The sequence below is a fragment of the Pedobacter nutrimenti genome (assembly GCF_032678445.1).
Classification (GTDB): Bacteria; Bacteroidota; Bacteroidia; order Sphingobacteriales; family Sphingobacteriaceae; genus Pedobacter; species Pedobacter nutrimenti_A.
In genome coordinates, this window is sequence record NZ_JAVTSQ010000009.1 from 1 (window position 1) to 14569 (window position 14569).

11 protein-coding genes, 1 tRNA gene and 1 riboswitch are annotated in these 14569 nt (G+C 38.7%); of the genes, 8 read left to right on the top strand and 4 right to left on the bottom strand.

Features of this window, described 5'->3' with window-relative positions; all coding sequences use genetic code 11:
- The first annotated feature begins 157 nt into the window (after positions 1 to 157).
- From R2S08_RS16755 to R2S08_RS16765, 3 genes are all read left to right on the top strand, one after another.
- Positions 158 to 1480, top strand: a complete 1323-nt coding sequence (locus R2S08_RS16755; RefSeq protein ID WP_316836228.1) for an alpha-L-fucosidase — start codon at positions 158 to 160, stop codon at positions 1478 to 1480.
- Between the two features lie 161 nt (positions 1481 to 1641).
- On the top strand, positions 1642 to 1785 hold the full coding sequence (locus R2S08_RS16760) for a hypothetical protein (protein ID WP_316836229.1): 144 nt from the start codon (positions 1642 to 1644) through the stop codon (positions 1783 to 1785).
- Between the two features lie 35 nt (positions 1786 to 1820).
- A riboswitch (cobalamin riboswitch) is annotated at positions 1821 to 2013 on the top strand.
- A gap of 246 nt (positions 2014 to 2259) precedes the next feature.
- On the top strand, positions 2260 to 3363 hold the full coding sequence (locus tag R2S08_RS16765; protein WP_316836230.1) for a DUF5074 domain-containing protein: 1104 nt from the start codon (positions 2260 to 2262) through the stop codon (positions 3361 to 3363).
- 157 nt (positions 3364 to 3520) lie between these two features.
- Here the strand turns inward: R2S08_RS16765 and R2S08_RS16770 are convergent.
- Positions 3521 to 3594: transfer RNA gene (locus R2S08_RS16770), tRNA-Met, on the bottom strand.
- A gap of 135 nt (positions 3595 to 3729) precedes the next feature.
- Between R2S08_RS16770 and R2S08_RS16775 the strand changes: the two genes are divergently transcribed.
- The 3 genes from R2S08_RS16775 to R2S08_RS16785 all read left to right on the top strand — a co-directional run bounded on the left by R2S08_RS16775 (position 3730) and on the right by R2S08_RS16785 (position 6922).
- Positions 3730 to 4110 carry an START-like domain-containing protein gene (locus R2S08_RS16775; RefSeq protein ID WP_108553601.1) on the top strand — a complete coding sequence of 127 codons (381 nt, stop codon included), beginning with the start codon at positions 3730 to 3732 and terminating at the stop codon, positions 4108 to 4110.
- Between the two features lie 30 nt (positions 4111 to 4140).
- Positions 4141 to 5586, top strand: coding sequence for an LptF/LptG family permease (locus R2S08_RS16780; RefSeq protein ID WP_316836231.1), 1446 nt, complete (start codon positions 4141 to 4143; stop codon positions 5584 to 5586).
- 124 nt (positions 5587 to 5710) lie between these two features.
- Complete coding sequence (locus tag R2S08_RS16785) at positions 5711 to 6922, top strand: bifunctional 3,4-dihydroxy-2-butanone-4-phosphate synthase/GTP cyclohydrolase II (RefSeq protein WP_316836232.1); 1212 nt, start codon at positions 5711 to 5713, stop codon at positions 6920 to 6922.
- Between the two features lie 6 nt (positions 6923 to 6928).
- Here the strand turns inward: R2S08_RS16785 and R2S08_RS16790 are convergent, their stop codons facing one another.
- Positions 6929 to 11344 carry a translocation/assembly module TamB domain-containing protein gene (locus R2S08_RS16790; protein WP_316836233.1) on the bottom strand — a complete coding sequence of 1472 codons (4416 nt, stop codon included), beginning with the start codon at positions 11342 to 11344 and terminating at the stop codon, positions 6929 to 6931.
- Between the two features lie 77 nt (positions 11345 to 11421).
- On the opposite strand from R2S08_RS16790, the gene tsaD reads away from it, so the two are divergent.
- Positions 11422 to 12423 (top strand): tRNA (adenosine(37)-N6)-threonylcarbamoyltransferase complex transferase subunit TsaD, encoded by a 1002-nt coding sequence (gene tsaD / locus R2S08_RS16795; RefSeq protein WP_316836234.1) that lies wholly within the window; start codon positions 11422 to 11424, stop codon positions 12421 to 12423.
- A 15-nt stretch (positions 12424 to 12438) separates the two neighbouring features.
- Complete coding sequence (locus R2S08_RS16800; RefSeq protein WP_133779909.1) at positions 12439 to 12621, top strand: hypothetical protein; 183 nt, start codon at positions 12439 to 12441, stop codon at positions 12619 to 12621.
- Between the two features lie 78 nt (positions 12622 to 12699).
- Here the strand turns inward: R2S08_RS16800 and recA are convergent, their stop codons facing one another.
- Entirely contained in the window at positions 12700 to 13713 is a 1014-nt protein-coding gene (gene recA / locus R2S08_RS16805) for a recombinase RecA (protein ID WP_316836235.1), read from the bottom strand.
- A gap of 146 nt (positions 13714 to 13859) precedes the next feature.
- Positions 13860 to 14513: an endonuclease III gene (gene nth, locus R2S08_RS16810; protein WP_316836236.1), complete on the bottom strand. Its 654-nt coding sequence runs from the start codon at positions 14511 to 14513 to the stop codon at positions 13860 to 13862.
- Positions 14514 to 14569: the final 56 nt, after the last annotated feature.

The window sequence follows — 14569 nt, forward strand, 5'->3', positions numbered from 1 at the left end:
TTGAATCTTCCTTATAATCTTTTTTGGAAATCTGATGGTAACGATGATAAGAATTCCGGTAAAGGTGTTAGGAGATTATCCTGTTTTTCTTTAGATTTAACGATTATGCAGGCTGTTAAATGGCTGCTGATTATCAACCAAATCAATTGTTATTCTAATGAGGAAAATACTGCTTATTGCCTTAATTTTTATGGGCCATCATCTCTTCGCCCAATCTTATACACCCAGTGCTGTTAATATGGAAGCCAGAAAGTGGTTCACAGATGCCAGATTTGGACTTTTTATCCACTGGGGACCTTTTAGTATTCCTGGTAGCGGGGAGTGGGTAATGAATGAGCGTAAGATCACCGTGAAGAATTATTCGCGCCTGGAACAGTTTTTCAATCCTATTGATTTTAATGCACAGGAATGGGTGGCTTTGGCTAAAAATTCCGGCATGAAGTATATTACGCTTATTACAAGGCATCATGATGGTTTTAGTATGTGGGATACTAAATATTCTGACTTTAACATCATGAATACGCCTTATAAAAAAGATATTGTAAAAATGATAGCAGAGGAATGCCATAAACAAGGTATTAAGCTATTCCTGTATTATTCTTTACTGGACTGGAGAAGGGAAGACTATCCACATGAAACCGGAAGAACAGGACAGTTTAGTGGCCGCACAGGGAAGGGAAATTATGCAAGTTATCTGCAGTTTATGAAGAATCAGCTGACTGAATTGCTGACCAATTATGGAGAGGTTTCCGGAATATGGTTTGATGGCCATTGGGACCAGACTGCACCTGAGGGAGAGAAAGATCGCTCCTCTAGGATTGACTGGAAGTATGATGAAATTTATGGATTGATCCATAAGCTGCAGCCTCAGTGTATGATCGGGAATAATCACCACCTGAGTCCTTTTCCAGGCGAAGATTTTCAGATGTTTGAAAGAGACCTTCCAGGGGAAAATAAATCCGGACTGAGTTTTCAGGAAGCTTCACGTTTGCCGCTGGAGGCATGCGAGACGATTAACGGCTCATGGGGCTTCAACTTAAGTGACACTACTTATAAAACACCAAAACAACTGGTTGATTATCTGGTGCGCGCTGCCGCTTTGGGAGCTAATCTTTTGCTGAATATTGGTCCAATGCCTAATGGAGATATCCAACCTGAATTTAAAGAGCGTTTATTGTTTATGGGAGATTGGCTGAAAACTAATGGGGAGAGTATATATGGGACAACTGCTGGATATCTTAAGCCAGCGTCATGGGGCAGTTTGACCCAAAAAGGCAATAAAGTATATGTACATATTCTGTCTGCAGAGGTGCAGAAAGTTGAACTGCCAGATTTCCCTTTTAAGAAGATTAAAAAAGCGTATCTTCTGAAGGACCGTTCTGCAGTTAAAGCTGTATTAAAAGATGCTAAGGTGACGATTTCGGCTGGTGCTGGAAACGGGGAACCTGACCGGATTGTTGTATTGGAAACAGGAAGCTAATTGAGTTTTATTGTTGTATGCCGTTTATGATATCGGCATGCAACATTTGTATATGGTCTGTGTTTTATAGTTGGAATAACCACCAGGTAATTCTCAGATCAACCAATGAAATTATTAAGTAAACGACTCTTTATTATTCCTCTCCTCTTCAAGTTATTTGTTTGCCTGCATTTGCTCAGCATAAAGCAGGTGCTATTAAAGGTATTGTAGTAGATACAATTTCAGGGAAGCCTTTAGACTTTATGACGGATGCGGTAGAAAAAGACAATACCATATCTCACTTTGCAGTTACTTCTGGCAGTTAGTGTGCAATGTTTTCCTTTTTTTAAAGGCTAATGCTTATCTTCGCGGCGCTTTGGGTTACTGGGCTAATACCTGGTATTAAAAGGGAATACGGTGGAAATCCGCAACTGTCCCGCAACTGTAAGCGCTTAAATGATTTTCAAATCTGGCCACTTTTGCACATCTGGTGTGATGGGAAGGCTGAAAATCAGGCGTAAGTCAGGAGACCTGCCTTTGGCATTATGATTTCATAGCTTTCGGGGATTGAAGCTAGGATGAGACTTACGATTTCGTATTTCATTTCCTTGTTTAACTGTTTGCTGTGGGTTTAACTCACAACAAAAAATGGTAAAAAAAAGAGTAACCTTTGATAAAGGATACAGGGTTTTTGTGTTCACTGATGTTTTATCTGTTGCGGTAAATTTATCGCTGGTCTGGTTTTTTGTCCATAGTTCCGGTAGCTGTTTAAAACAGCAAAACATAAATAACATATTATAATGAAACACGTAAACTTTAAACAACTTTTTATTGCAGTATTGCTTTTAACTACCGGTTTATACGCTTGTAAAAAAGACAATGCCGATATTTCAAAAACGGAGACCGTAGCGGGCAAATATGAAAATGGATTTTTTATCCTTGGTGAAGGTTCTTATGGACAAAGTACAGGGGCAATAAATTTTTACAGATATGGAGAAGATACGGTTGGAATTAGGGTGTACGAGAAAGAAAATCCAGGAAAGATTTTAGCTAACGCTGCAAAAACAAGTACTTTACAATTTGCTTCTGTAATTAATGGCAGTATTTATTTGATGTGTAAGATCAATGGGCCTATTGTAAAAGTAAATGCATTGACCTTAAAAGAAGAAGCCCGGTATGTACAGGAAAGCAGCAACTGGAGGAGTATTGTACAGGTGGATGGAAACCGTGGCCTTGTGAGTGCAAATGATGGCGTTTATCAAATTGATTTAAATACACTTGCTCTTCAAAACAAACTCACCACTGTAGGTGCTGTGAATACAGGTGATATGTTAAAAAAGGGTGATTATGTTTACTTGTTGCAAAGCAATGGTGCGAAGATTGTTTCGGCGGGTAACTATTCACTGATCAAAAGTTTTTCAAATATTAACCGTGGTTTTGCGCAAACGCCGAACGGTAAAGTTTGGGCTTCAACCGGAACCCGTTTAATTGGCATTGACAATAATTTAGATACTGCAGGCGTGGCACTGACAGCAAGTGTTGGCAGCTTTGGTTTGGATGCGCCAACCCGGATTACTGCATCGACAAAGGAGAATGCTGTTTTCTACCATTCGGGAAAATCAATCTATAAATATTTAGATGGTAATGCTTCATCTTTGGCGCAGCCTTTTATTACGATTACTGACGATCCTTTTATGATCTATGGAGCGATACGTTATGATAAGAATAAAGATTATATTGTTGTAAACGGGATCCAGGCTTATGGCGCAGGTGCTACAGTTAATTTCTTATTGATATACAATGCTTCAACCGGTGCATTGGTTAAGAAAATTAAATACGGAGGAGATGGTATTTCTACTGATTTTACGAAAATATACTTCCCGGACTTAGCTGTATTTCATTAATTGCAGACCAGGTTGGTTTTTATTGCCTGGTTTAAATTTGAACATGATGAAGCCCGATTGTTTTAAACAATCGGGCTTTTGTTCGTAAATAACTCAATCCAAAGCTCCTTAGTCGTATTTAAACATAAAAAGCCCATCTTTCGATGAGCTTTATCAGTAGCGGGGAGCAGGATCGAACTGCCGACCTCAGGGTTATGAATCCTGCGCTCTAACCATCTGAGCTACCCCGCCGGGCTTAATATTGATAGAAGAGTATCAAATATTGATATGGTTATTTTTAAGAGTTGCAAATATAGAATAATTTACCTTTCTTTAGAAATAAATAATGAAAATAATTAAATAAATTCAAAATATAAGGGTTCCAAGATGTCAGAAAAGAAAAAGTTTACGCTAGAATACGAATTGAAATCATCTCCGCGTATTTTGTTCAGTTTTATAAGTGAGCCTAATGGCTTGTCTCAATGGTTTGCAGACGATGTGGTTTTTCGTGACCAGGTTTTTACTTTTAAGTGGGATGATGAAGTTCAGAAAGCAAAATTGCTCAGTGTAAAAGAAAATAAACTCGTTAAATTTAAATGGGTGGATGATGAACCACATTGCTATTTTGAAATGGAAATTGTGCAGGATGAACTGACCAATGATGTGGCTTTAAGTATTACAGATTTTGCGACAGATGAAACCCTTGCAGAACGGACTTTAATTTGGGACAACCAAATTACCTATCTGCATAGTGTGATAGGGGCATAAATATTCGCCTGTATTGACTACATTTGTACATTGAAAAAGATTCACTTACTTCTAGTCAAGGCCTTTATTAAGCCATTTATTGTCACATTCTTTATTGTGATGTTTATCTTGCTGATGCTTTTTCTATTCAAATATGTAGATGATTTAATAGGAAAGGGATTTGAATGGTATGTTATCCTAGAGCTGATGTTCTACGCATCTGCCGCAAATGTGTCTATGGCACTCCCTCTCGCTATCTTGCTGTCGTCTATTATGACTTTTGGGAGCCTTGGAGAGAACTATGAACTGGTGGCCATCAAATCTGCCGGTGTTTCATTACAGCGTGCCATGAGGCCGCTTCTGGTCGTGATTGTATTGCTGGCCATTGGGTCTTTTCTGTTCTCTGATTATATGCTGCCCAAGGCCAATCTTAAGTATGGTTCTTTATTATGGGATGTAAGAAATAAAAAATTATCCTTTCTGATCAAGGAGGGGGTTTTTAACAACAGTATTCCTGGTTATTCTATTAGAGTGGATAAGAAAGGTGAGGATGGGATTTCATTGGAGGGCATTATGATTTATGATCATAATGGTACCGGGGGGATTGCGAAAATCATCATGGCCAAAGATGGAAAGATGTACAAGACCAGCGATGATAAATATCTGGTGCTGAAACTAAATAATGGTGTGCGGTATGAGGAGACAGCGGGTAAAAATACCTCTTTTAATCCCAGACAGGAATTGTACCGTATGCGTTTTGGAGAAACAGAACAGAAATTTGATTTTTCAAGTTTTAAAATGAGCAGAACAGACGAGAATAGTTTTCGTTCCAATACGGCTATGCTTAATCTGAAGGGTTTAACGAGAAAAAAGGATTCTTTGACAAAGCAGCAGGACAGTACAGATCGTTACGCAAGGTTAACTTTGGGTAGTTATTATAAACAAAATAATTATACCAAGGGCTATACAAAGATTAAGATTCCGGCCAGGAATATAAAAGGATCTATACTTGATGAAATCCCGAAAGGATTGAGGTCAACAATACTTCAAAATGCGATTGATCAGGCGACTACTATTCAACAGACTACATCGGCAAAAATTCCGGAGCATGAAGAACAAATGCGAAACCTGATCCGGGTAGATGTGGAATATCAGCGGAAATTTACATTGGCGGTATCTTGTTTATTACTTTTCTTTATTGGCGCGCCATTGGGTGCAATTATCAGAAAGGGTGGACTGGGGCTTCCGGTGGTTATGGCAATCATCTTCTTTCTGATCTATCATATTATTTCTACAGTCTCTGAAAAATCAGCCAATCAGGGCAATATAAGCCCTGTTCTGGGTATCTGGATGGCTATTATTGTATTGAGTCCTTTAGGGGCGTTTCTGACGTATAAAGCAACAGTTGATTCTGCTTTATTTGATGCTACCTATTACAAAACTACCTTCGTTAATTTCTTTAACAGGTTCTTGAAAAAGAAAAGGTCTGAAAGTTAATTCGTCCTTTTGAATATCATTACCAATTGATGATATTTTAGAACTTAATTTACCGGTGAAGGTTGTACCTTTGTATAAGGATTCTTTGGCTTAATTAAAGATAGAAGGCCAGGAAAGTTTAAAAATGGAAATTAAATTGAACACAATAGAAGAAGCTATTGTAGATATAAAAGCCGGAAAACTGATTATTGTAGTTGACGACGAAGACAGAGAAAATGAGGGAGATTTCATTACGGCTGCAGAGAACGTAACTCCTGAGATGGTTAATTTTATGGCAACCTACGGCCGGGGCCTGATTTGTGTGCCTTTAACCGAAGAACGCTGCGATCATTTAGGGCTTGAACTGATGGTTGGAAAGAATACTGCAGCTTACGAAACGAATTTTACGGTATCTGTTGATTTGGTTGGACATGGGTGTACCACAGGTATTTCTGCTTCTGACAGGTCCAAAACAATACAGGCACTGGTTAATCCTAAGACCGACCCGGAAGAACTGGGCAGGCCTGGGCATATTTTTCCTTTACGGGCGAAGGCCGGAGGTGTATTGAGACGTTCAGGGCATACTGAAGCTAGTGTTGATCTGGCCAGGTTAGCCGGTATGGAGCCTGCTGGTGTTTTGGTAGAGATATTAAAAGAAAACGGAGAGATGGCACGCTTACCTGATCTGATCAAAATAGCTGCTCAGCATCAGTTGAAGATCATCTCTATTAAAGATTTGATTGCTTACCGTTTGAGTAATGAGAGTCTGATCAAGCCAGAAGTAACCATTAATCTACCTACGCAATGGGGTGATTTTAAAATGACAGCCTATACGCAGTTAGATAACAATGCAACTCATCTCGCCATCAGTAAAGGGGAGTGGGCTGTTGATGAGCCTGTACTCGCCAGGGTACACAGTTCTTGTGTAACGGGTGATATATTCGGCTCTTGCAGATGTGACTGTGGCCCGCAATTGCATAAAGCCTTGGAAATGATCGAGAAAGAAGGTAAAGGTGTGGTGGTTTATATGAACCAGGAAGGCAGAGGTATTGGCCTGGTGAATAAACTTCGCTCTTACAACCTGCAGGATGAAGGTTTTGATACAGTAGAGGCCAATATTAAGCTTGGCTTTAAAGGTGACGAGAGAGATTATGGGGTTGGTGCGCAGATATTAAGATCGCAGGGGGTAACTAAAATGAAATTAATGTCTAACAATCCCACCAAGAGAGCCGGCTTGATTGGATATGGACTGGAGATTGTGGAAAATATTCCGATTGAGATCGAAAGTAATAAACATAATGAAACTTATCTGAAGACCAAAAGGGACAAGATGGGGCATCAAATTATGAAAGGTTAAAAGAACCTATTTTTTCTTACTCTTTTTATCTTCTAAAACAGCTTCTTTATTCAGGAGCTGTTTTTCTTTTTTCGCCTTTTCTTCTGCCTCTTTTTTCTTAAGGTTCTTCTTATATCTGCCTGTTATTTTCTGTAGAAACTCTCTGAAATTGTCAAACTGCTGATTATACATCAGACCTAGAGAAGTTACATTTGCATTTTGCTGGTTTACAAGTGTGTTGACCAAAATACTCTGTTGTGTTGGAGGTTTATTGGCTAGTTTTGCAACCAGTGTACCGTCTTTTTTTAGTAAGGCCAGTATTTCGACTTCACTTCCTACATTGTTTTTTGAAAAACCTATTGGGGAAAGATCGCTGGTGCTCTTTTTGTCTACAATACCTGCATTTAAAATGATCCTGTCCTTAAAGAACTTAAAAGAGGCATTAGCTTCGCTGAAAGACCGGATGTTTATGTCTACAAAATCCAGGTTAAGAGAAGACAGAACATTATTAAATTGATTGAAGAGTAATTCGGTAGCGGTACTGGTTACACCGGAGGTGAGTTGTTCTCCAAGATTTTGTCTTCCATTTCCAGGTGCAAAACTCCGGCGTATAATTAAACTGAAGGCCTGGAGGTTTAAGTTGTTTGGGTCATTAAAATAGGCCTGTAAATCCTCTTTGATGGCTGGATTGGACGGGAAGGAAATATCCAGTTTGATGTCTGGCTTTAAAAGAAGCCCCGAAAGACCCATTTCAACATCGGTAGGGACCCTTTCTGAGGAATTGGGACTGGTTTCCCTGTTGGCCGCCAGGTATAAGTCGCTTAAGTTGGCCCGAAGTGAATAGATGGCTTTAAGTTGTATTTGAGCTGCAGAGGGGTTTCCTGTCCAGCGAATGGAACCACCTTGTTTAATAGAGAATTTTTTATTGATAACTTCCTGGGCTGTGAAATCGAAATTACCCGATTCAATAATGTAATCACCTGTCATCTCAAAATCTCCTAAACTGTTGATTTCAAGGTCCAGGTCTGCATTGCCTTTACCGCTTAATTTTCCAAGGGTAGTATAAATATTTGCGGTGCTGTTTGGATCAACACTGAGTTTAAAACTCATGGTCAGTCCATCAAAGCTGGTTTGATTCTTCACTACTTTGGTGGTGTCTTTACTTACAAAGGTGATGAAATCTTTACTGGATACCGTTTCAGAGCTGTTTAGGGGCAAGTTAAATACCGTACCTTTTTCGGTTTTTGCGTCGATGCCAATAAATAATTTATTGGTTGGACCTTTAAATTTAAAAGTTCCTGTAGCATAGGCCTGTCCATAGTAGAGAGAATTGTCTTTTATGGTGGTATTCAGGGCCATGAAATTTTTGGCATCAACAATGATGTCCAGGCCGGGGTCTTCAATATTGTTTAAGTCGACAGTGCCGTTCGCGATTGCCGTATTCCCATCATTGTCGGTAATTTTGAGGTCTTCGAGCCTAATGATGCTGTTGTCTACATTGACTTTATCAGATAGGGAATAGGCTGTTTTAAGGTAGTTCACGGTAACTTTGGCCTTGTTGAATTCCAATGTTCCATTAATCTCCGGCTTGTCGAAGGAACCTTTGACTGTAAGCTCAGAAGAAACATTTCCCTTCAGGTCGGATACCAGGCTATTTACAAAAGGTTCAAAAATAACCAGTTTACTGTCATCCAGTTTCACAGAGAGGTCGATCTTCTTTTCGGTCAGGTCCAGACCTCCATCTGCTTTTAAGGTCTCATTTCCATTGGTGAGTATCCGTGTATAGATATTGGCCTTGTTGCTGGCTCCATCAAATGATGAAGTATCCGTAAGTGTTCCAACATAGGAGTCGTTCAAACTGAGCGAATCAATTTTAATGTCGTTATTCAATTTGACAGAGCTTAACAGGTTTTTTATACGGGTTTTTCCGTTTACATTTCCATATAGTTTGAGCCCGACAGTTTTGGTAAGCGGGTTGAGCGTTTTTAGATTGAAGTCTTTAAAACCAACCAATAAAATGTCTTTTGGATCACTCGATATCAGTCCATTAATGCTGAGAGACTGATTTCCATTACTTAAATCAAAATTGGCAATTTCTGTTTTTCCCTGATGAAAGTTAATTTTTACTTTTTCCTGGATTTTCCAGTCTTCCTTATTAATGGTCAGGATAGAAGGTAAAATGCTGATTCTTGCAGTCGTGTCATTAGCAAATTCGACCAGACCATTTAAATCCAGCTGGTTGGCGTCGTCGGAATTAGACAGCTTTACGTTAAGTGAAAGGCTGTCGTTTCTTAGAATATTAGAGATGTTCACATTTTTAATATACAAACTGTCATTCAGGTCTACTCTGTCGGAGGTGATAATAGCTTGTAACTGTGAATTACCTGTGTTTTCATCAATAATGATGTTGTTTACAGTAACGCCTTTAAATTTTAGTTTCTTGATGAAACCATTGAGTGTGGCGATTTTGTTCCTGGAGTCGAATTTTCCTATGAGTACAGCCTGGTCTTCGATTTCCAGGCCGGGTGCAAGCAGTTGTGCGACCGGTTCAAACCGCTTAATGTTGAGGTTAAACTGGAAATTTTGTGTCCCGTATTTTACGATATCTGCTTTTAATGATGGGATATATGTTTTAGCGAGTGCTTTATAATAAGAAGGAATGGTGTTTAAATCGTATTCTCCTTTTATACTTGCATCCAGTACATCCGAGTTGATGGTTAATGTCCGGTCCAGCCCAATACCCTGAGCTTTTAATTGTATGGAGTCAATTGTATAAATACCCTTTACGTTGTCCAGTCTGATTTTATCTATGGCCAGATTACCCTGTATATTGTTCAAATCATTTCCGGAGAAATTGGTGCTGAAGTTTGCATCGATCTTTAAGGAGTCTTTGAATAATTTGAGGGCTTTCAGTTTTGCATTTTTAATAGTCGCCTTAAAGTTAAAAACGGGTAATGCCGGATTCAGATTGACTCCGCCATCAAAAACGAGTTGTACATTCTTGTCGTTAATTTTTAAACTCCCGTCAAAGTATTTTTTGTCGAAAATACCATTGATTTTCACATTGCTATAACGATAGTTATTAAAATCTATGTACTGTATATCCCCATCGATATCTTCTTTTAATTTATTGATCTCTGTACCATTACCCTTGATGTTTACTGCCGAAGTTACTTTTCCAAGAGAATTTTCATCGAGAAGGTCACCTAAATTGAAATCGTAGGTTTTTACACTTCCCGAATAGGAAGGAATTCCTGCTTTATCAATTTTCATATTGACATCAGACACCACACGGCCGAGTTTTGTTTTGAACTCGCCATAAGCGATAAAGTCATTCTGAAATCCTGTAAAGGTTCCATTGAAATTAATGTTTCCGAATTTCGATACAATAGAAGGGATAAGCTTGATCTTCTTACCTGTTGTGTTGCTTAGAAGTTGATCGAGGTCCTTTTTATTGGTGCCGGCCATGTCAATCTTCAGATCCATAAAAGTCTCTTTCAGATAAGGTAAGCCTTTGAGTATGAAATCTCCTTTGATATAAGTTGCCTGCCCGGCTTTGACGGATAGCTTTGTTGCTTTGAGACTGTTCACCAGACCCGTAACCTGTCCGTCTACATCAATATTGAGGTTCATCTGGTCTAGTTCGGGGGCGAAATAGGCTACATCTTTAGAGTCCAGGTGACTATTTTTAAAATGCGCTTTCATGCGTACTTTATTGATATAGTCATTGAAATCATCAAATTTGCTGAAACGCATTTGATAGTAGTCGGTCAGGCGACTTTGATTTGTAACCAGTAATAATTTTTTGAGTTCTATCTGGTTGGTGTCAACTGTTGTAAATGCACTTAGGTTTTTAAGGTAAAAACCACTTTTTTCTCTGAAAGTAAGGTTTTTAATGTTGGCCTGAAGGAGATGATCTGTTGTATTCAGGTCTTCTAAAATACCATTGAGGTTTTTTAAGCTTACGTCGTCGAAATTTACACCCTTTATCTTATCGTTGTACTTTAGGTTTTTATATTTGAAATTTAGGTTATTCAAAATTATCCGGCTAAAGGAGATGACATAAGGTTTTTTCTTTTTCTTAACAGTTGGTGGGCCTGAATCAAAATAATCGATAATGAAGTCAATATTAGTAGAGCCATCTTTATAAGATTTTAGAAAAAAGGAGCCATTATTGATTTGAACTGTATTAATATCAATTATTCTTTGCTTTATGGATAGTTTGTTGAGGTCGACCAGGAACTTTGGGGTATTTAAAATGGTATCTTTCTGGAGGTCGAGAACGACCAGGTCTTCTATTACTACAGACTTGAATGGTTTGATGTAAATGCCACTCAGCGAGATGGTTGTTTTTAATTCAGCAGATAAATAGTCTGCAGCTTTTTTTGCAATGAAGGTCTGGACAGGTTTAAACTGAAGCGCAAATAGTACAATACAAAGCAACAATAGAATTGATGCTATAAACCATAGGAGTATTTGTAATAGTTTTTTGATATTTTTGTAGCTTAAATAATATAAACGTGTCTGTAATACTTGCTATCGAATCTTCCTGTGATGAAACTTCAGTTGCTATCTGTAACAACGGCAAAATTACAGCCAATGTTATTGCAAACCAAACAATTCATGAAAATTATGGTGGGGTAATTCCGGAGTTGGCTTCCAGGGTACACCAGCAAAATATTGTTCCGGTTGTTCAACAAGCGCTAATTGATGCTAAAGTTAGTAAAAAGGAGATTAATGCTGTTGCTTTTACCCGTGGTCCTGGATTATTAGGCTCTTTATTGGTGGGTGTTTCTTTTGCAAAATCCTTCGCTTTGGCATTGGATCTTCCTTTGATTGCCGTAAACCATATGCATGCCCATATTCTGGCGCATTTTATTGATGATCCAAAACCGAATTTTCCTTTTCTTTGTTTAACGGTTTCGGGTGGGCATACTCAAATTGTACTGGTTAAAGACTATGCCGATATGGAAATTATTGGGGAAACACTTGATGATGCAGCGGGTGAGGCTTTTGATAAGACGGCTAAATTGCTCAAACTGCCCTATCCTGGAGGCCCTCTGATTGATAAACATGCAAAACTTGGAAATCCACATGCTTTTAAATTTCCTGAACCTCAGATTAAAGGGCTGGATTATAGTTTTAGTGGCTTTAAGACGGCTATTTTATATTTTATCAGAGATAAGGAGAAGGAAAACCCTGATTTTATCAGTGAGCATTTGAATGATATTTGTGCATCTGTTCAATACAGCATTGTACAGATTTTGCTCAATAAGTTAAAAAAGGCCGCTAAGGCCCATGGAATCAAAGATATTGCGATTGCTGGTGGGGTATCTGCAAATTCCGGATTACGGGAAGCTTTGCAAATGCTGGCGAAGGAGCAGGGCTGGAATGTATTTATTCCCGCTTTTCAATATTGTACAGATAATGCAGGTATGATTGCGATTGCGGGTTATCATAAATATTTGGCTAATGATTTTGTTGGTCAGGATATCGCCCCTGCTGCAAGAATGATTTTTTAAATTAAAATAACGGTTATGAATTCAATGAGCTTTCTTTTTCTGGGATTAATGTTAGTTCCTTTCGTGCTATTTATCATTTGGCTTTTCAAACAGGATAAAACGAAAAACTATCTGGGATTGGTGGTTCTGTTGGTGGCTATTGTTCTGGTTGTTATTGTGGCCATCTATGTGGATGCAAAATATATGAAGGCAGCATAAAGGAGTTATACCCTAATAAAGAACATAAAAAAGGCCCGCTTAATTTCTAAACGGGCCTTTTTTAATTTAATTAAAGTACTATTCTAATTCTTCCAGCTTATCGCCAGTCACTTCCTGTCTGATTTTTCCTTCGATCTCATCAGATAATTCAGGATTATCTAACAATAATTGTTTAACAGCGTCTCTTCCCTGTCCAAGTTTGGTATCACCATAGGAGAACCATGAACCGGCTTTTTTAATAATGTTAAAATCAACTCCAAGGTCGATGATCTCACCAACTTTAGAGATGCCCTGGTTAAACATAATATCGAATTCTGCGATTCGGAAAGGTGGAGCAACTTTGTTCTTAACAATTTTAACTTTGATCCTGTTTCCTGAAACTTCTTCAGAATCTTTGATCTGTGAGGTTCTGCGAATGTCTAAACGTACAGAAGCATAAAACTTTAAGGCGTTACCACCTGTGGTCGTTTCAGGGTTACCAAACATAACACCAATTTTTTCACGTAACTGGTTGATAAAGATACAGCAGCATCCGGTTTTAGAGATGGTACCTGTCAGTTTACGTAGAGCCTGAGACATTAAACGGGCTTGTAAACCCATTTTAGAGTCTCCCATTTCACCTTCTATCTCTGCTTTTGGTACAAGGGCAGCAACGGAGTCAATAACGATCACATCGATGGCTCCGGAGCGGATCAGATTATCTGCAATTTCCAGCGCTTGTTCACCATTGTCGGGTTGCGCAATCAACAGATTTTCAACATCGACACCTAATTTCTTTGCATAAAATTTATCAAAAGCATGTTCTGCATCAATGAATGCAGCTACACCACCTGATTTTTGAGCTTCAGCAATAATATGGGTTGCCAGAGTTGTTTTACCAGAGGATTCAGGGCCATAGATCTCGATGATACGGCCTTTTGGAACACCACCTATGCCCAATGCGATATCCAAACCAATAGATCCGGTAGAAATGGATTCCATTGCCTCTATAGCCTGATCACCTAATTTCATCACGGCGCCTTTACCATAAGATTTTTCTAACTTATCAAGTGTAAGTTGTAGTGCTTTTAATTTGTCTGCGTTTGGATTCATTTCTTTAAAATTCTGTTCTTAGGATAAATATCTATTCTTTAGGAATATTGTCTTTGAAAGTAAGAGTGCTAATTATGTTAGCAAAAGTAAGTATTTGTTTATTGATAAAAAAATTAATCTGATAAATATAATTTTATTTCTATTTTTTAACTAATTATTTTAGTTTTCTGGCTTCGCTCGTAATAGCGGCACAAATGTGTAATTTCGCAGATACTGCATTTGGGTGATCTGGCTACACAGATATAACGGCCATGGAGTATCAACCAATGATGAGCGATATGAATGGTGTGTTCGGGAAGGTGTTTTACGAGGTCCTTTTCAACAGCAAGTGGTGTTTTTCCATTGGTGAGCCCGATACGGTTTGCCACCCTAAATACGTGTGTATCTACAGCCATAGCAGGCGCATTGTAAATTACAGAAGCAATTACATTTGCGGTCTTTCTGCCCACACCAGGGAGCTTTTGAAGGTCATTGATATCTGAAGGAACAAGGCTTCCAAAATCATTGACCAGCATATTGGCCATGCCCACCAGATGTTTTGCTTTATTGTTTGGGTAACTCACAGTTTTAATGTAATCAAATACAATATCTGAGGTTACTTCTGCTAAAGACTTTGGTGTAGGAAACCGTTGAAAAAGGGCCGGAGTAATCATGTTTATCCTCTTATCTGTACACTGTGCAGACAAAATTACGGCGATAAGCAGCTGGAATGGGTTGTTGTAATGGAGTTCTGTTTCGGCATTTGGCTGTTTAGCCGAGAAATGTTCCACAAACAACTGGTATCGTTCTTTCTTAAGCATGTACAAATATACTATCCGCAGGGACATAAAAAAGCTGCCCCGAAAGAGGCAGCTTT

Excerpts from the sequence above, each read along its gene's own strand:
- R2S08_RS16755 (WP_316836228.1), top strand. The coding sequence starts at position 158 with ATGAGGAAAATACTGCTTATTGCCTTAATTTTTATGGGCCATCATCTC.
- R2S08_RS16765 (WP_316836230.1), top strand. The coding sequence starts at position 2,260 with ATGAAACACGTAAACTTTAAACAACTTTTTATTGCAGTATTGCTTTTA.
- R2S08_RS16775 (WP_108553601.1), top strand. The coding sequence starts at position 3,730 with ATGTCAGAAAAGAAAAAGTTTACGCTAGAATACGAATTGAAATCATCT.
- R2S08_RS16785 (WP_316836232.1), top strand. The coding sequence starts at position 5,711 with ATGGAAATTAAATTGAACACAATAGAAGAAGCTATTGTAGATATAAAA.
- R2S08_RS16800 (WP_133779909.1), top strand. The coding sequence starts at position 12,439 with ATGAATTCAATGAGCTTTCTTTTTCTGGGATTAATGTTAGTTCCTTTC.
- recA (WP_316836235.1), bottom strand. The coding sequence starts at position 13,713 with ATGAATCCAAACGCAGACAAATTAAAAGCACTACAACTTACACTTGAT.
- nth (WP_316836236.1), bottom strand. The coding sequence starts at position 14,513 with ATGCTTAAGAAAGAACGATACCAGTTGTTTGTGGAACATTTCTCGGCT.